At 48.1% G+C, this 16,703-nt stretch carries 14 protein-coding genes; 6 read left to right on the plus strand and 8 right to left on the minus strand.

The features are described 5' to 3' along the window. Positions 1 to 25: 25 nt before the first annotated feature. The 4 genes from P1U47_RS01530 to rpoS all read left to right on the plus strand — a co-directional run bounded on the left by P1U47_RS01530 (position 26) and on the right by rpoS (position 3,607). Positions 26 to 664, plus strand: a complete 639-nt coding sequence (locus P1U47_RS01530) for a protein-L-isoaspartate(D-aspartate) O-methyltransferase (RefSeq protein WP_301026746.1) — start codon at positions 26 to 28, stop codon at positions 662 to 664. 51 nt (positions 665 to 715) lie between these two features. Further along, entirely contained in the window at positions 716 to 1,621 is a 906-nt protein-coding gene (locus P1U47_RS01535; RefSeq protein ID WP_301026747.1) for a DUF368 domain-containing protein, read from the plus strand. Positions 1,622 to 1,784: 163 nt separating this feature from the next. After that, a complete protein-coding gene (locus P1U47_RS01540) occupies positions 1,785 to 2,546 on the plus strand; it encodes a peptidoglycan DD-metalloendopeptidase family protein (protein ID WP_301026748.1) in 762 nt (253 codons plus the stop codon). A gap of 71 nt (positions 2,547 to 2,617) precedes the next feature. Then, positions 2,618 to 3,607, plus strand: coding sequence for an RNA polymerase sigma factor RpoS (gene rpoS / locus P1U47_RS01545; RefSeq protein ID WP_301026749.1), 990 nt, complete (start codon positions 2,618 to 2,620; stop codon positions 3,605 to 3,607). Positions 3,608 to 3,687: 80 nt separating this feature from the next. On the opposite strand, the gene fdxA is transcribed toward rpoS, so the two are convergent. From fdxA to P1U47_RS01560, 3 genes are all read right to left on the minus strand, one after another. Continuing rightward, a complete protein-coding gene (gene fdxA / locus P1U47_RS01550) occupies positions 3,688 to 4,011 on the minus strand; it encodes a ferredoxin FdxA (RefSeq protein WP_301026750.1) in 324 nt (107 codons plus the stop codon). Between the two features lie 164 nt (positions 4,012 to 4,175). Then, entirely contained in the window at positions 4,176 to 6,758 is a 2,583-nt protein-coding gene (mutS, locus tag P1U47_RS01555; RefSeq protein WP_301026752.1) for a DNA mismatch repair protein MutS, read from the minus strand. Positions 6,759 to 6,924: 166 nt separating this feature from the next. Further along, positions 6,925 to 7,647, minus strand: coding sequence for a hypothetical protein (locus tag P1U47_RS01560; RefSeq protein ID WP_301026753.1), 723 nt, complete (start codon positions 7,645 to 7,647; stop codon positions 6,925 to 6,927). Between the two features lie 242 nt (positions 7,648 to 7,889). On the opposite strand from P1U47_RS01560, the gene recA reads away from it, so the two are divergent. Continuing rightward, a complete protein-coding gene (gene recA / locus P1U47_RS01565) occupies positions 7,890 to 8,924 on the plus strand; it encodes a recombinase RecA (RefSeq protein ID WP_301026754.1) in 1,035 nt (344 codons plus the stop codon). A gap of 59 nt (positions 8,925 to 8,983) precedes the next feature. Here recA and P1U47_RS01570 read toward each other — a convergent pair whose 3' ends face one another. Both P1U47_RS01570 and P1U47_RS01575 read right to left on the minus strand, forming a co-directional pair. After that, the gene (locus tag P1U47_RS01570; protein WP_301026755.1) at positions 8,984 to 10,156 is read right to left on the minus strand and encodes a PilT/PilU family type 4a pilus ATPase; all 1,173 of its coding nucleotides are present in this window, start codon (positions 10,154 to 10,156) and stop codon (positions 8,984 to 8,986) included. Positions 10,157 to 10,290: 134 nt separating this feature from the next. Then, positions 10,291 to 11,385 carry a phosphatase PAP2 family protein gene (locus tag P1U47_RS01575; protein ID WP_301026756.1) on the minus strand — a complete coding sequence of 365 codons (1,095 nt, stop codon included), beginning with the start codon at positions 11,383 to 11,385 and terminating at the stop codon, positions 10,291 to 10,293. Between the two features lie 1,137 nt (positions 11,386 to 12,522). Between P1U47_RS01575 and P1U47_RS01580 the strand changes: the two genes are divergently transcribed. Then, entirely contained in the window at positions 12,523 to 13,674 is a 1,152-nt protein-coding gene (locus P1U47_RS01580) for a hypothetical protein (protein ID WP_301026758.1), read from the plus strand. A gap of 81 nt (positions 13,675 to 13,755) precedes the next feature. Here the strand turns inward: P1U47_RS01580 and P1U47_RS01585 are convergent, their stop codons facing one another. Genes P1U47_RS01585 through P1U47_RS01595 form a run of 3 tightly spaced genes read right to left on the minus strand, consistent with a single transcriptional unit; the run spans position 13,756 to position 16,693 of the window. Then, positions 13,756 to 15,720: a pilus assembly protein TadG-related protein gene (locus P1U47_RS01585; protein ID WP_301026759.1), complete on the minus strand. Its 1,965-nt coding sequence runs from the start codon at positions 15,718 to 15,720 to the stop codon at positions 13,756 to 13,758. Positions 15,721 to 15,725: 5 nt separating this feature from the next. Then, positions 15,726 to 15,995, minus strand: a complete 270-nt coding sequence (locus tag P1U47_RS01590) for a DUF3613 domain-containing protein (protein WP_301026760.1) — start codon at positions 15,993 to 15,995, stop codon at positions 15,726 to 15,728. Then, the gene (locus P1U47_RS01595; RefSeq protein WP_301026762.1) at positions 15,992 to 16,693 is read right to left on the minus strand and encodes a hypothetical protein; all 702 of its coding nucleotides are present in this window, start codon (positions 16,691 to 16,693) and stop codon (positions 15,992 to 15,994) included. The genes P1U47_RS01590 and P1U47_RS01595 overlap by 4 nt, the downstream gene beginning before the upstream one ends. Between the last annotated feature and the right edge of the window lie 10 nt (positions 16,694 to 16,703).

A 16,703-nucleotide genomic window follows, 5' to 3' on the forward strand; every position in this document is an offset into this window, starting at 1 on the left:
AATCTTAAATTTGCAAGGCATTGGGATGACGTCCCAGCGGACCAGAGACCGCTTAATTGAACGCTTGAGTGAGCGCGGGATAACAGACAACGCTGTTCTTAACGTCATTCGCGGTACGCCCAGACACATCTTTCTCGATGAGGCTTTGTCCCATCGCGCCTACGAAGACAGTTCGCTCCCCATTGGCTTTCAGCAAACCCTTTCCCAGCCCTATATTGTGGCGAAAATGACCGAGCTATTATTGGCTGCGGGGCCGCGGGCGCGGGTTTTAGAGGTTGGTACCGGATCTGGCTACCAAACAGCTATTTTAGCGCAGCTGGTGGATCGGGTGTTTAGTGTGGAGCGTATTCGCCCACTTCAAGAAAAGGCCCGTCAGCGCTTGCGTCAGCTGGGGCTGCACAATGTACAGCTGCGCCATGCCGACGGCAGCATGGGTTGGAAAGAGCGCGGACTCTTTGACGGTATATTGTCGGCCGCTGCACCGGCTGAAGTGCCCCAAGAATTATTGGAGCAATTGGCGATGGGTGGCCGGCTGGTCATTCCAATAGGCCCGCAAGGTAAGCAACAAGCCCTTTATGTTTTTGATAAAACTGAAGAGGGCATTAAGAAGCAAATGATTGAACCGGTCCTATTTGTACCCCTGCTGGCTGGTTTGCTGTCGTAATTCTAAAAACTCGCGTTTTCAATGCCGTTGTTTCAATTAATAGGATGTTGTATGAAGGGATTTTACCCCGCGGTATATCTTCGCGGAATGGCCATGGGTGCCGCCGATGTGGTGCCTGGTGTGTCTGGCGGTACCATCGCGTTCATTACCGGCATTTACGATGAGCTGATTGAAAGCTTGAAATCCTGCAATCTGCAAGCGGTAAGCTTATTGTTTAAGGCTGGGCCGGTCGCTTTTTGGCAATATATCAATGGCAGCTTCTTGATTAGTTTAATGCTGGGGGTCGTTACCAGTGTACTGTCCTTGGCGCGGCTGATCTCCTTTGCGCTAGCGCAATATCCAGTTCCTTTGGCCGCTTTGTTTTTTGGCTTGATTTTGGCCTCGGCACTCATAGTTTATCGGCAAATTCCAGGGGCTGGCAAACAGCTGCTGTGGCTATTGTGGGGTATTGGTTTTGCGGTGTTAATTGGCGAAATCCGTCCGGCTGAAATAGAAGCCACGCCGCTGAATTTGTTTTTGTCCGGCGCGCTGGCTATATGCGCAATGATTTTACCGGGCATATCCGGTAGCTTTATTTTGTTGCTGTTGGGTATGTATCAGCCGGTGATTGAGGCGGTGAAAGACATGGATATTATGGCCCTGCTGAGTTTTGTGGCGGGTTGTGGCGTAGGCTTAATGTTATTCGTGCGTTTGCTGTCGTGGTTGATGCATCATTATCGCGCGCCGCTATTAGCCGGCTTAAGCGGTATTCTCGTCGGTTCTTTGAGTATTATTTGGCCGTGGAAACTCGATGCGTCAGGTCGGCTACTGAGTGAGTCATTGGCGCCTGGTTGGCAAAATGTATTGCCTTGGGACTACGCTCAAAGGGCTGACGCTCAATTAGTGCTCTCGCTTATATTGGCTTTAGGCGGTGTGGTATTAGTGCTACTCATAGAGCGGTTTGCGAAAAAAGCCTAATTTGTAAGACTATTTTTTTCTATTACACACACTTTAAAGCTCATATAGTGCTCAAAACCAAGGTAATTATGAACTCCGCTTATGCAAATGGCTGAGTTAAATCGGTATAGGAAGCTCGCCCTAAACGAAAGAGGCTTAACCTTGTGGATTTTCGGTCTTTAATATGATGAGTAAGTTACTGCGATTATTGGCCTTTTATGGCTTGATTTGCGGTTTGATTTCTTGCTCTAGTAATGGCAGTTTTGCGCCTGTTTCTGATCGTTATAGTCCGGCCGAGCGCACCCCTCCATACTATATTGTCAGTGCTGGCGACACTCTGTTTTCGATCGCGTGGCGTTATGGTTTCGAGCTTAACGGGTTAGCGACTGCTAACAGTATCGCTTCGCCGTATACCATTTATCCGGGTCAAGCCATATTGCTGAAAGAGGGTGGCAAGCCGCTTGTAAAGCAGCGTTCACACGCTAAACCGGCGGTGGCGCAGCCCGCCCGTGCCAAGCCTGCCACTACGCCAAAATCTCCCGTAGCCACCACTAAAGCGCCAGCGCTAGCAACGAATGAGCGTTGGCGGTGGCCAGTCAATGGTCCTGTTGTGCGTCCTTTTGTCGCAACAGGGCAAGCGCATAAGGGTGTTGATATAAAAGGTAAAATGGGAGAACCTGTATACGCATCACGCAGTGGCGTGGTTGTGTATGCAGGCAGTGGATTAGTCGGTTATGGCAATCTACTAATCCTGAAACATTCAGATCGATATTTAAGCGCCTACGGGCATAATCGACGTTTAACAGTAAAGGAGGGAGATAACGTTAAAGTGGGTCAGGTGATTGCCGAGTTGGGAGACAGTGGCACTGATTCAGTTAAATTACATTTTGAAGTTCGTGTAGATGGAAAACCGGTTGATCCTTTAAGGTTGCTGCCGCGGCGCTAAATTTACAGACCCGGAAGACACCTGAAGTATCACTTAGTCGAGTAATAACAAACGTATATAAGGATTCGACGATGCGGGTATATGAGAAAGACGGTCACCGCTCAGGTGTGATCGATGTATTAGTAAATGATAATAATAGCGATGACGACATAGAGCGTTCGGTTGCTGACGACAAATCTATAAAAGGTATCAAATTAAGCCGCCCACGACGGCCGTCAAAAGACTTAGATGCCACCCAGCTATACCTCAGTGAAATTGGCTTTTCGCCGCTACTCAGTGCTGAAGAAGAAGTGTATTTTTCGCGTTTAGCCAGAAAAGGTGATGAGGCTGGCCGCAAGCGTATGATTGAGAGCAATTTACGCTTGGTTGTTAAAATATCGAGACGCTATTTGAACCGTGGCTTGAGTCTGTTGGATTTGGTTGAAGAGGGTAACCTCGGCTTAATTCGAGCGGTAGAGAAATTTGATCCCGAGCGTGGCTTTCGGTTTTCAACGTATGCAACGTGGTGGATACGCCAGACCATTGAGCGGGGGATTATGAATCAGACCCGCACTATTCGCTTACCTATTCATGTAGTAAAAGAATTAAATAGTTATTTGCGCGCTGAGCGCGAGCTGACTCAAAAGCTCGATCATTTGCCCTCGCCGGAAGAAATGGCGGTAGCTCTCGACAGGCCAGTGGCGGAAGCTAAGCGGTTATGCGGTTTGAAGAACCGAGTGGGCTCGGTCGATGTACCGGTGGCGCAGGATTCCGATCAGGTGTTACTCGACACCCTTGCCGATACGCAGGCGCTGAATCCCAGTGATATTTTGCAGAGTGAAGATCTCTCTAGCAGCATAGACCTGTGGCTGGGGGAGCTAAGCACTAAACAGCGTGAAGTGGTAGTGCGCCGTTATGGTATGCGCGGCCACGAGCCAGCAACCTTAGAAGAGGTCGGCCGCGAAATTGGCTTAACACGGGAGCGGGTGCGGCAAATACAGGTTGACGCTCTGAAAAGCATGCGTGTTTTATTTGAGGCGAATGGCCTTAATGCCGCATCGCTGTTTTCTGAAAGTGCCTAGCTTGTTTTAGTGGTGAAAAAAGCCCGCATTTAGCGGGCTTTTTTATGTGCTGAATTTTAACTCAGCTGTGCATGATTAACTTAACGCTCAAGATACTGAAGTTTATTAGGCTTGTTAGCCCACTCTTCTGCATCTGCCGGTGCCGGCTTCATTTCGGTGATATTAGGCCACACTTCCGCAAGTTCTGCGTTTAGCTCCAAGAACACCTGCTGGTCTTCGGGGAGTTCATCCTCAGAAAATATCGCATTTACCGGGCATTCTGGTTCACACAGTGCGCAGTCGATGCACTCGTCGGGATGAATGACGAGAAAATTCGGACCTTCGTAAAAACAATCTACCGGACAAACTTCAACACAATCAGTGTGTTTGCACTTAATGCAATCTTCGCCTACAACAAAAGTCATTTTTGGTCAGCCCCTTTTAAATCCTGACTGTGGGTTGGGTTACTCGCAGAGCGCGGTATTGTAACACCAGTGAAAAATATGGGTATAGCTTTCGTCTTACCTTTAATTTAGCTGTGTATTATCGCTTTTACGTATTAAGGGCGCCAGTTTCACTATAAACCTCGCTATTGCAGCTGGGCCTTGAGCTTATACAGCAGCTCATGGGCTTGGCGTGGGCTGAGGTCGTCGGGATTGATGTCGTCTAATTCGCTCAACACTGGGTGGTCGGCGCTTAGCGGCGGAGCAAATAAGTCGGGCTGCGGCCCAGCGGTATTGAGCTGGGTGTGGCCAATTGCCTGAGATTCTAGTTCGCGTAGCTTTATTTTGGCGGCGCTAACCACCTTAGGTGGTATGCCCGCCAATTTAGCGACCTGTAGACCGTAACTACGGTTGGCGGGGCCTTCTTCAACGCGGTGTAAAAATACAATATGGTCATTGTGCTCGGTGACGCCAAGGTGAACATTTGCCGCCTTAGGGTAGGTTTCTGGTAAAACCGTCAACTCAAAATAATGGGTGGCGAACAGCGTGAAGCCGTGAACTCGGTCGGCCAGATCAATTGCACAGGCCCAAGCCAGAGAAAGTCCGTCGAAGGTGCTGGTGCCGCGGCCGATTTCATCCATCAGGATCAAACTTTTGGCGGTGGCATTATGAAGAATATTGGCAGTCTCGGTCATTTCCACCATAAAAGTAGAGCGCCCGCCGGCGAGGTCGTCTGACGAGCCGATACGGGTGAATATTTGGTCCACTAAACTCAGTTTTACCGACTTGGCGGGCACAAAGCTGCCGATGTGGGCCAAGAGTACAATTAGCGCAGTTTGGCGCATATACGTCGATTTACCGCCCATGTTCGGGCCGGTAATAATCAAGGTGCGGCGGTCATCGGCAAGTTTGAGATCATTCGCAATAAAGGGCTCGTCGAGCACGCTTTCTACCACTGGATGGCGGCCTTGCTCAATATCCAATAGCGGACTGTTGCTGAACTCTGGCTGGCAGAGGTCAAGCTGAACAGCGCGCTCCGCCAAGTTTGCGATAACGTCTAGTTCGCATAAGCCTTGCGCCGCATTTTGTAAGCCGGCCAGCGCGGCATTAAGGCTGTCTAGCAATTCGTCATAGAGCATTTTTTCGCGCGCAAGAGCGCGGCTTTTACTGCTCAGTGCTTTGTCTTCAAAAGTCTTTAACTCTGGCGTGATAAAGCGTTCGGCGTTTTTTAAGGTCTGTCGGCGAATGTACTCAACAGGTGCTTGGCCCGCTTGCAGTTTGCTTATTTCAATGTAGTAGCCATGGACCCTGTTATAGCCCACTTTCAAGGTGCTCAGTCCCGTTTTTTCCCGCTCGCGGCGCTCCATTGCCAATAGAAACTCACCGGCATCAGTGCTCAGACTGCGCAGTTCGTCTAGTTCGCTGTCGAAGCCCTCGGCAATCACGCCGCCGTCGCGCAATACCATGGGCGGGTTTTCTGCCACCGCTCGCCCCAGTAAATCGGCAAGTGTAGGGAATTCGCTGATTTGCTCTGCTAAATCCTTTAAATAGGGAATATCAAAGGGTTTTAATTGGCTTTGTAGCGCAGGTAAGGTCGCCAGCGAGCGCTGCAAGCGCGACAAATCTCGCGGGCGGGCCGAACGCAGGCCGACGCGGGATAGAATACGCTCTAAATCGCCGATTTGCTTGAGTGTGGCGCGCAGGGTTTCGAACTGATAATTATCAATAAGGCCGACTACGCCACTTTGACGTGCGCTCAGAATCGCTTGGTTGCGCAGGGGGCGGTGCAGCCAGCGTCGTAGCAAACGCGAACCCATGGCGGTTTGGCAGCGGTCAAATACCGATGCTAGGGTGTTTTCAGTGCCACCACCAAGATTTAGGTCTAGCTCCAAATTGCGGCGAGTCGCGGCGTCCATCGCCACAGCGTCATCACGGTTCTCGTGTTTGAGCTGGCGAATATGAGGCAGGGCAGTGCGCTGGGTGTCTTTAACGTAATGCAGTAAGCAGCCAGCGGCGGAGACACCTTGAGTAAGTTGTTCGCAGCCAAAGCCGGCCAAGTCTTGCACACCAAAGTGTTGGCACAGCCCCCGCGTTGCAGCGTCAAAATCAAACTCCCAGGGCGGAAGTTTACGCAGACCAGGAAACTTGGGCATTTCCTCTACATTGAGATCGTCTGCAACCAGTAGCTCGGCGGGGCGCAGGCGCTGTAACTCGCCAATAAATGCTGTTTGACCTTTTACTTCTAAAACTTGAAAGCGACCGCTGCTCATGTCTAGCACAGCTATGCCGAACAAGCCCGAGTGCCCACAAGCGGCAACAAGTAGCGCGTCGCGACGTTCATCCAGTAGCGCCTCGTCACTGATGGTGCCTGGCGTAACAATACGTGCCACAGCGCGTTCTACTGGCCCTTTGCTGGTCGCTGGGTCGCCGATTTGCTCGCAAATCGCCACCGACTCGCCGGCTTTGACTAATTTCGCTAAATAGCCTTCAACAGCGTGGTAGGGCACGCCACACATCGGAATTGGATTGCCGCCTGCTTTGCCCCTAGCCGTAAGCGTAATGTCCAGTAATTCGGACGCCTTTTTGGCATCCTCAAAAAACAACTCATAAAAGTCGCCCATGCGGTAAAACACCACTTCATTGGGGTGTTCAGCTTTGATTTTTAGGTACTGGACCATCATGGGTGTGTGCTGTGTTTCGGCAATAGTATTGGTAGTGGCTTTGCTCATCATTGCTCTATGTTGGCCTTGTTGGCCTTGTTGGCCTTGTTGGTTAGGCGGTAAATTTGTGGCGTTCGGCGTAAGTTGGCGGACAAAATTAGGGGCTGGCTAGCGGCATTAATGAATTAGGCAAGAATAGCAAAACGTATAAAAAACCACTAATAGCATACTGTTGTTATAGATTGCCTCGGTCGGCGGACTGCCACGGCTTTTGGGCAAGAAAAATAGTGTGGCGGCTGCCTTTGCCAGGGCGTGCGCGAACAGTGTGAATAGTCACCTTAAAGCGGGCTTTTTTAAGGCGAATGGCGAACATAGAGTCGGCGCCCGCCGACCAGATCGCTAATATGCCTTCGGGGCGTAAAGTGTTAAATATTGCTTCTAGGCCAGCCAGGGAATACAGCCAGTTATTGTCGGTTTGCGTTAGTCCTTCGGGGCCGTTATCAACGTCGAGTAAAATGGCGTCGTAGGCGCGGGGATTGTTGTTCATTAATTCGGCAACGTCACCGACGTGAACCTTGGCTCTAGCGTCGCGCAGCGGATTGCCAGCGCATTCACCTAGTGGGCCGCGGTTCCACTCCACCACAGCGGGAATGAGCTCTGCTACGGTAACTTGACTGCTAGCGCCCACACCGCGAAGTGCCGCTGCTAAGGTGTAGCCCATGCCTAGGCCGCCGACTAATATCTCGGCGCCCAAAACCTCTGCGCTGCCGTCACGCACTTTTAGCTGTGCGCAGGCTAGGTCGGCAAGGGCCTCTTCAGAATTGAACATTCGGCTGTTCATTAGCTCGCCGCGCACGCCGGACAGGCGGATAGAAAACTCATCGCCGCGCTGGGATAATTTAAGTTCGCCGCCATTATTGGGGATCTGCGCGGTGCTAAGTTGTTTCCAGGGGATCATGGTGCCTCGGGCTACTGTTTTAAATGCGGCCTGCACTTTAACACAGCCACTTTTAGGGATAATAGTAATGAAATCTCTGCGGTTGATTCATGGCAGGCTAGGGCGGTGGTGAGTGTTAAAGAATTTGGCTTCCGGCATTGACAATGACGCCGATAATACTGATTATATATACAGTTGTGTGACCAGTAGTTCAGTCAGCCATTATTCATTTTAATATCAGCATTCACAAAGGTAGAGAGCATATGGATCCCAATAAGCAAAAAGCACTGGAATCGGCATTGAGCCAGATTGAGCGCCAGTTTGGTAAGGGTTCAATCATGAAAATGGGCGATAGCTCACGGGAAGTGATGCCATCTGTCTCTACCGGCTCGTTGGGGCTGGATATTGCGCTGGGTATCGGCGGTTTACCTTACGGTCGAATAGTTGAAATCTACGGCCCAGAGTCTTCAGGTAAAACTACCCTGTGTCTGCAGGTTATGGCAGAGGCCCAAAAAGCGGGTAAAACCGTGGCTATTGTCGATGCGGAGCATGCTCTAGATCCCCAGTACGCAGAAAAGCTAGGGGTAAACCTAGAGGATCTTTTGGTTTCACAACCCGATACCGGCGAACAGGCCTTGGAAATTACCGATATGCTGGTTCGCTCCGGCTCGGTTGACGTTATTGTTATAGATTCGGTAGCGGCTTTGGTACCCAAGGCCGAAATTGAAGGTGAAATGGGCGACACCCATGTTGGTCTGCAGGCCCGTTTAATGTCGCAGGCGCTGCGTAAGCTCACCGGTAATATTAAAAACGCTAACTGCCTGGTTATTTTTATTAACCAGATTCGGATGAAAATTGGCGTAATGTTTGGCAACCCAGAAACCACTTCTGGTGGTAATTCACTCAAGTTTTACGCCTCGGTTCGCCTAGATATTCGCCGCATCGGTGCGGTAAAAGACGGCGAAGAGGTAGTTGGTAACGAAACTCGGGTAAAAGTTGTTAAAAACAAGGTGTCGCCGCCCTTTAAACAAGCCGAATTCCAAATCCTTTACGGGCAGGGGATTTACCGCCTTGGCGAAGTCATTGATTTAGGTGTAAAGCAGGGCTTGGTTGATAAGGCGGGTGCGTGGTATGCCTATAAAGGCGATAAAATTGGCCAAGGTAAAGCGAATGCCGCTAAGTACTTAGGCGAGCATCCTGAAATAGCCGCTGAAATTGAAGGGCTGCTTCGCGAAGCCTTGCTGCCTAAACCCACCTCAAAAAAAGCGCTTGAAGAGCCAGCGAGCACAGATAAGTAAAGTCTATTGCCTAATCAGCAGCTGGGGTGTTGCTGCTGATTAGGCGTATATAAGTATGCTTATTCCGGTATTTCTTGATCGCCGTTATCCATTTCTAAGCTTAAAGTGAAGGCGGCTGACGATTTGTTCTCGTCTTGGCCTTTATCCTCAATAGCATCGGCGGGGATGCCGCGTTTACTATGTAACTTGATACGTAGACGTAGGTTGTTTGCCGAGTCTGCATTTTTTATCGCTTCCGCAAATGAAATTTTACCTGCCTCATAAAGATTAAATAGGGCGAGGTCAAAGGTTTGCATTCCCACGTTTTCTGATTTGTGCATGATCTCTTTAATGGTTTCAATTTCACCCTTATGAATTGCTTGGGCTACGGTCGGTGTACCGAGGAGAATCTCGATCGCCGCAGCGCGCTTGCCATCTTCCGTTGGCACGAGGCGCTGTGAAACAAAGCATTTTAAATTGAGGGAAAGATCGAGCAAAAGCTGGTTTCTACGTTCTTCGGGGAAAAAGTTAATAATCCGGTCTAAGGCTTGGTTGGCATTATTGGCGTGCAGTGTTGAAATGCAGAGATGCCCCGTTTCAGCAAAGGCCAGTGCGTGCTCCATGGTTTCGCGATCACGTATTTCACCAATAAGAATGACATCTGGTGCTTGGCGCAGAGTGTTCTTTAATGCCTGGTGAAAACTGCGAGTATCCATACCAATTTCGCGCTGATTAACAATACTGCGCTTGTGGCGGTGAAGGAACTCTATGGGGTCTTCAATGGTAATAATATGGCCACTGCTATTGGTGTTGCGGTGGTCGATCAGTGCGGCGAGGGATGTAGATTTTCCTGAACCGGTAGCGCCAACAAACAGTACCAAGCCGCGCTTGGTCATAATGACGTCTTTCAAAATAGGCGGCAGTCCTAGGGCATCGACATTGGGGATCTCGGTAACGATATTTCGAGCAACAATGGATATTTCATTGCGTTGTTTGAAGATGTTCACCCTAAACCGGCCAACACGGGGTATATGGTAGGCAAGGTTCATTTCTAACTCTTGTTCAAACTCTTCTATTTGGCTCGCGTCCATAATGGCGTAGGCGATGTCTTTAATCTCGCCGGGGCTGAAGCTCTCTTTATCAAGCGGTTTCAGTTTGCCGTGGAATTTGGCGCAGGGCGGCGCACCAGTGCTTAAAAAAAGGTCTGAACCATCATTCTTGGCGAGGACGGTGAGGTAGTCATTAAACGTCATGGCTGGCTCTCTTAGGCTGACAGGGTGCGGGCAGCGGTTAAATCAATTGAAAACAGTAAGCGGGTTTAGGGTTAAGCAATGTCTTTAACAAAGGCCTGAACTACAAACGGTGTTTGCCATATTGCAGTGTGTTACTAGCCATCTTTAGCAAGTACTAAATCCCTATGCTTGCCTCGCAGTTCATTATGTTGGCAATCGCTAGCGGAGACAAGATAGGCACTAAACTTCCAAATTAAAGTTGTTGATATAATTGATAAATATCCATCAATGGCATAATGCCAGCCGAGGTGTACCGAGCCCAATAGAATAACGAGAAAAAACACACCGCCGAATAATTTAAGCGCAACATAGTGTGTTCGCCAGCAGGCAAAAACAACCAAACACGCAATGGAAACATGCATGCTCGGCATCGACGAAATACCACTGGCTGTACCAACCTCAGCAACTTGATACCAATCCCAGAGATGCTTCTGAGCCTCCAAAGCCAATAAGGGATAGCTCATATTGGCTGTGTTCAAATATGTCATTAAGCCCTGATACGGATTGTTTATTTCTGGGTATATATTTGAGAAGAATGCTGGTCCAGTCGAAGAAAAAAACAGCGCGAGAATAGTGCCATTGATTGTCCAAGATAATACATAAGTGCTTATAAATTGCTTACGTAATAGCTCATTTTTTGAGATGAAAATAAACCAAATAACAAACGTAAGCATAATGATAAACCAAAACCCGTAAACAGCATCTATTATATGGCTAATGACTGGGTGGCCAAGTAATGGCTGCAGTATTTGCCAAGGCGCGCGGCCCCCATGTAGTAATTGGTCAAAATTGGCGAGCGCAGGATCCCAGCTAAACGGGTTAATTTCTGGGATCAACGATTTAAACGATGTCATTGCGGATAAAAATACGCATATTGCAATATAGATTAAAATGCCTCGGACAAATACATAGCTTGTTAGCCATTCTTTCAGTTTTTCTAAAGTATATGAAAACAGCTTTTTGGGGCGGACTTTAATCATTACATAAAAAATATAGCACGCATAAAAAAGCATACTTACCGGCATAAACTGAATTATTGCTAGCTTCATATACATAAAGATTGAGAAACGATCACTTAGACCGTGGTAATGCACAAAGCCAAATGTACCCGCAACGTAGACCAAAACACAGAGGAAAAAAATCCGGTCTGCGATAAATGACTTTCGGATATACTTTACAAATTTATCCATATCGAATTGCCGTCTATTTTAGTCTTGTATTTTTTAGAGGGTGTGCGGCATCGGGGAAAAACCCAATGCCCAATATACGTATTGGAACATACGGGAAATAGAATAAAAATCGTTATAAGTACGGACTCTATCTATCCAGTATCAATGGGGGTCAGAATCATTGATTTTGTGGTTTAAGCGAGCTAATTTTCCGTCAAGTTTCAATGATGATTTCCCCCTTGGCTCGCTTGCCCAGACTCTATTTGCCCAGTTACCCCCAATATATTATTCAGCGCGGTAATAACCGAGAAGCCTGTTTCATCAAAGAGGCAGATTACAAAGCTTACTTATCGTTTCTCAAAGATGCAGCCAACAAGTAAGAAGTCGCCGCCCATGCGTTTGTCTTGATAACCAACTACGTTCATTTTTTGGTCACGCCCAGCAACGAGCAGGGCGTCAGCCGTATGATGTAAGCCCAAGGTCGCAAGTATGTTTAATGCTTTAATTTCACCTATCCTCGCACGGGAACCTTGAGGGAGGACGCTATAAATCCACAGTGGTGGATACCGAGAGTTACTTGTTAACAGTGCACCGCCATATTGAGTTGAATCCCGTGCGGGTCAGCATAGTGAACCATGCATCGGGATACCCGTGGTCCAGCTATCAGGGCAATGAGCTACACACGCCGCATGCAGCTAGGAAAAGCCAGCGCAGAGCGGCAGAGTGCCTACCGTGAACTGTTTCGAGGTAGGATGCTAGAACGGGATTTGGTGGCTATACGGGGTGCAATAAACAAAGCTTGGGTGTTGGGCAGCGACCGGTTTAAGGCTCAGATTGAAGCTACAGCAGGACGGTGGTCAGTGCCTTTAGCTTGAGGAGCGGATAGAAACTCGGTGATTTTTCGTGAACGGTAAAATCAATGGCTTTGCCCCACTGATTTCTGCTAGGTTTATTTCCTGTCATAATACAGCTCTATTTGGGTGGGGGTTATGGCTACGATCAGGCGGGGGAGTGCGATCAACCCTCGCTTAGCAAATCAGTTCAGATGAATTGATCGACGATTTGCGGAACTTTGGCTAACATCGTCTTGGCGCTTAAAATAGGCCGACATTAAAACCCCGTAAGTAAACTTATTCAGACAAGGGGCATCAATAAGCTATGAGCATATCTGTGCAAGAGGCTAAAAACCCCAAGCGGAAAAAAGGCAGGCAAAGCCTTGAACAACGTTTCAATGCCGCTTGGCAGCGTCTGATCAAGCAGCAGCAAAAAAACATGCATTTACAGGCGGAGATCAGGCAGTTTGCCGAGGAAGTCGAACGCCGGATTGGTGCTCAGGAGCAGCGCTGCAACGCTGCGCAATACCGCCTTATTGAACATCTGATGAAATTCTATACCAGAAAATCGCTGCCCGATTGGCAGCGAGAGGCTTTGTTGGACTGGATCTACGCGCATTTTCAAACGTTGTCCAGCAACCCCTTTGCGGGCGACTTGGACCTTGTTGGCTTGCAGAAAAAGATCGGCGACGTCATTGTACAGATACATCCCGAATTTCTTGAAGACGAATACCAAGAGCCAGATACGGAGCCTAGCCAAGGCCATAAAAATCACAAGGCGCGCGCCGAACGGTCGGGAACAGAGGATATGTTTGCCGATCTTTTTACAGAATTTGATCGCGATGAAGATGACGATGAATTCCTTGAGCAGGAAGAGTTGGATTTAGACGCGCTGTTTGAAGAATTTTTCCAAGAACGGCATTTGGAAGAAGAGCAGGATAGAAAAAATATCAACCAGTTCTTGAAAACCAGCGCAATCAACAAAATGTTTCGCCAAATTGTTAAGGTGCTGCACCCTGATCGAGAACAGGATCCTGAGCAGCGAGAGCTAAAAAATCAGCTTATGGCCGAACTGGTGTCGGCTCGGGACGATAACGACATTCCAAAAATATTTTCCCTTTACCACGATCATGTTGGAGAGTCACCGCTGGGCCAATTAAAAGACAAGGCTGAGCTGGAAAAAGTGACCATGCTGTTGCAGCGCCAGTACGAGTTTCTGCGCGATGACGAGCGACAGATTTTTGCTGACAACCCTCGTGATGGAATTATCTATCAACGTTTTTTTCACAGTAGAAAGGCAAAGGTCGATGCTGGTATTAAACAGCATTTACTCGAAATCGAACAACTATGTGAAGAGCAGGCGTTGTTTGTTACGCAAATAACATCACTGAGCAAACTCAAGCCTTTTTTGGAGGCGCGTTTTAATCAGCAGTATGACGAGGACGACGACGAGGATTGGGACAATGTTCTGTTTTGATATATCAGGATCAATGGGGGTAGGGTCTTTGATCCTGCAAGTATTCTTGCCCTAAAATCAATGATACTGGCCCCATTGATCTTAGTTTATTAACCGAACTTTATCGTTTTCACAGGTTAAGTTTGCTCCAACTTCGGAATTTGCTAGGGAAAGCCCAAGAGTATTAAGTAAAGTATTTAGTAATGGGTCTAGTAGTGGTGAAAGCAAACCATTAATGATTGGGTTTAAAATGCTATTCACTATGTCGAGAGTGCCAGCTGTGAGATTCAAAACGCCCCCAAGACCACCGCCCCCATCGGGTTCGTATGCTTCTAGTTCGATTCCGCCAAGAACGCCAGATAAGCTACCAACAATATCTTCGCCTGAGAAGTTTTTATAAAGAGGTGGCTCCCCGATCAGAGGCGGATCTATGTATTCTTCACTGAACTGTGCGGAAAGAAAACCATCTTCTTCATCTAGGTTAACCATCAGGCCAAGACCGCCTCCTTCAAATGGGCGGCGATTTTGACACGTAGATATCACGGCTAAAAAAACACGACAGGTTTTTACTCCAATATCTACTAATGGGATAGGTGAAACTTCGGGTGGAGCCATAGAACCGAATACATAATTAGGCTCGGTGGGCTCGTCGATATTTAGCTGTCCTATTCGCAAATTGGCTAATGAGGTGGTTCCGTCTACGGTAAGGCTTTTATCTAAGGCTGAGCCGCATTGGTAATCACTCACGTATGCTTCCGAAGCACCTATATCAAGGCTGATATCGATCCGAGTAGTTCCTGGTACGAGTTTGATATCGGTAACTTCGTATGGGATTCCTACTAAAGACCCCACTAGACCTGATAGTGCGCTGACTAAATTCAAATTTAAAAGATCATTTAAAACAGTTGTTATTGGTGCAGTTAAGTCAGTGACAGCATTAGCCAGCCCCGCAATACTACTTAATATTGGGAGATTTACCGATACTAATGCTCGTATTGCAGCTGTGCGTACGTAAATTTCTTCAGATCCGGAATGGTCAGTATCAGCAATGGCGTCTTCTGGGTTCCCAATGGCAGATATTTGTGGGGGTTCAATAACGTTTAAGCGAAGAGTGACTCCTGCCAGCCCGGGCAGATTAATGGCGATATCTGTGCTAACGGTACTTTTGCTATTGGCGAGTTGAATGGCTCCTTGCACCAATTGTAAGGCTTGTAAATTGGTGTCAAGCGCTACTTTGTCTACATCGGGTTGTAATGTGAGTAGCTCACCGAGTTGGATGTCGGGAGTGGTAACTGAAAGAGCTGCAATTTCTAGATTTTCTAATGCATTAACAGCTATGTTGCTTGCGCCTGACGATTCTAATACATCGGCGGCAATGTTAAGTAGTTTTCCTACGCCTACATCTGTCGTTAATAAACTGTCGTAGTTGCCAACGCCTAAACCAAGATCTAGCACTAATGCGTCGAAATAGCTTAACAAGCTTATATTTGTAGAGATTAGACTTTCCCAATCGCCAGTAGTAAGAGAAATATTAGCTCCTAAGAGGCCTCCAAGTATGGGGTTTAATAATGGCGAGTCACTGCTATCAAGAGCTACAATTCCGTTGCTGCGGATGCTTAACTGCGCAGTAGGCTCACAAGCCTTAGCGGTAGCTTGCGCGCTAAGGTTGGTTTCATTGTCGCCGGTGGGCAGTAATTGAGCGAATAGCGATGTGGGAACTTTATGGCTGAGATTAACCGTAATGGCGTAGCCAGCGCGGGTAACGGCAAGGCTGCTATTGGTTGCATCGCCTTTGAAATCATTGCGTGTTGCTGATAGCACTAGCATGTCATCTAAGGTCAGGGATTCCACATCAAGGGTTTGGTCTCGGCAATAGATAAGTGCCGTTTCCATTGCTGCCAAATCCGCATTTTTTTGCAGTGTGCGTTTTTCAAGGTAGAGCCGGCCAGTGTCGGTAACCACAGCGAGAAAGGTGAGTAAACTCAACATCATCAGCACAGCTAAGATGGTGGTAACACCTGCTTGTTGAGTAGGAAGATGGGCATTAACTTTCCGCTGTGGTCGCATGTCGATTACTCTGTTTTGAATGAGTCTTTGCTAAAGCGCTCAGGAATGGGGTGTGAAAAGCTCTTAACATAACGCTCATACACTTCGGTGCTCACCTTACCGCTAAGGTGTTGCTCTTGGGTGCTGGCGTTTTGGCCAGAGCTTTGTTGCTCTAGTAAACGGCTTGTTACTGTTTGGAGCTTGGCGTTCGGAGTGTATACAATTTCCGGCTCGGCCAAGGTTTGCATTGAGGTGGCAATGGCGCTTAGTGCTAAGGCAAGTATTGCGGGCTTCATAGTGGTGCTCCTTGATAGATATTGTTGCTGCCTGCCAGAGCAGGTTGTTTAAAAGCATTGGCTTGACTAAGCAGATATTTAAACTCTGTTGAGTCGATTCCATTATTTTTTGCCATGCGCACCGCAGTGCGGCTGTCGCCATCTAATATCAGGCTGATGACCATATTTCTAATCGCAACGGGATGGCCTGGCTGCAATTGCAGGGCAGTCATAAATTCGCGCTGAGCGTCTTTAAAGTTTTTATGTGCGAGTAAAATAAAGCCGTAGTCGTTGCGAATGTCGGCATTGCTGGGCGCCAATCGGCGCGCCTTAAGCATTTGCTGATGGGCTTGAGGTAAATCGCCCCGCGTAGCTAAAATTTTTGCCATACCGGCGTGGCCGTAGGCAGTCAGGCAGGTCAGGCTAAGATTACGATAGCTTTCGTAAGCCTCGCTGAGCATGCCGGTATTGCGCTGGGCCTCGGCCCTAAGTCTTAATACTCTGGGGTTGGTGTCTGATGCTTTCTCTAAGTACGCGAGTGCAGAATAGTACTGTTTTTCTAAAACTTGCTGTTCAATCAAATCTAGACTGATGTTTTCTTCCTTGCTGGTGGGAACGTTACAGTTACTAGCGGTTTTTTGTTGGCTAGATGGTGTGCTGGCGCAGCCAGCAAGTATCACAACTAGTAAACTTGCTATCGACAGTGTCAGTTTTTTCATACCATACGCT

This window comes from Zhongshania sp., assembly GCF_029212375.1.
Taxonomy (GTDB): domain Bacteria; phylum Pseudomonadota; class Gammaproteobacteria; order Pseudomonadales; family Spongiibacteraceae; genus Spongiibacter.

Excerpts from the sequence above, each read along its gene's own strand:
- P1U47_RS01530 (WP_301026746.1), top strand. The coding sequence starts at position 26 with ATGACGTCCCAGCGGACCAGAGACCGCTTAATTGAACGCTTGAGTGAG.
- P1U47_RS01535 (WP_301026747.1), top strand. The coding sequence starts at position 716 with ATGAAGGGATTTTACCCCGCGGTATATCTTCGCGGAATGGCCATGGGT.
- P1U47_RS01540 (WP_301026748.1), top strand. The coding sequence starts at position 1,785 with ATGATGAGTAAGTTACTGCGATTATTGGCCTTTTATGGCTTGATTTGC.
- rpoS (WP_301026749.1), top strand. The coding sequence starts at position 2,618 with ATGCGGGTATATGAGAAAGACGGTCACCGCTCAGGTGTGATCGATGTA.
- fdxA (WP_301026750.1), bottom strand. The coding sequence starts at position 4,011 with ATGACTTTTGTTGTAGGCGAAGATTGCATTAAGTGCAAACACACTGAT.
- mutS (WP_301026752.1), bottom strand. The coding sequence starts at position 6,758 with ATGAGCAAAGCCACTACCAATACTATTGCCGAAACACAGCACACACCC.
- P1U47_RS01560 (WP_301026753.1), bottom strand. The coding sequence starts at position 7,647 with ATGATCCCCTGGAAACAACTTAGCACCGCGCAGATCCCCAATAATGGC.
- recA (WP_301026754.1), top strand. The coding sequence starts at position 7,890 with ATGGATCCCAATAAGCAAAAAGCACTGGAATCGGCATTGAGCCAGATT.
- P1U47_RS01570 (WP_301026755.1), bottom strand. The coding sequence starts at position 10,156 with ATGACGTTTAATGACTACCTCACCGTCCTCGCCAAGAATGATGGTTCA.
- P1U47_RS01575 (WP_301026756.1), bottom strand. The coding sequence starts at position 11,385 with ATGGATAAATTTGTAAAGTATATCCGAAAGTCATTTATCGCAGACCGG.
- P1U47_RS01580 (WP_301026758.1), top strand. The coding sequence starts at position 12,523 with ATGAGCATATCTGTGCAAGAGGCTAAAAACCCCAAGCGGAAAAAAGGC.
- P1U47_RS01585 (WP_301026759.1), bottom strand. The coding sequence starts at position 15,720 with ATGCGACCACAGCGGAAAGTTAATGCCCATCTTCCTACTCAACAAGCA.
- P1U47_RS01590 (WP_301026760.1), bottom strand. The coding sequence starts at position 15,995 with ATGAAGCCCGCAATACTTGCCTTAGCACTAAGCGCCATTGCCACCTCA.
- P1U47_RS01595 (WP_301026762.1), bottom strand. The coding sequence starts at position 16,693 with ATGAAAAAACTGACACTGTCGATAGCAAGTTTACTAGTTGTGATACTT.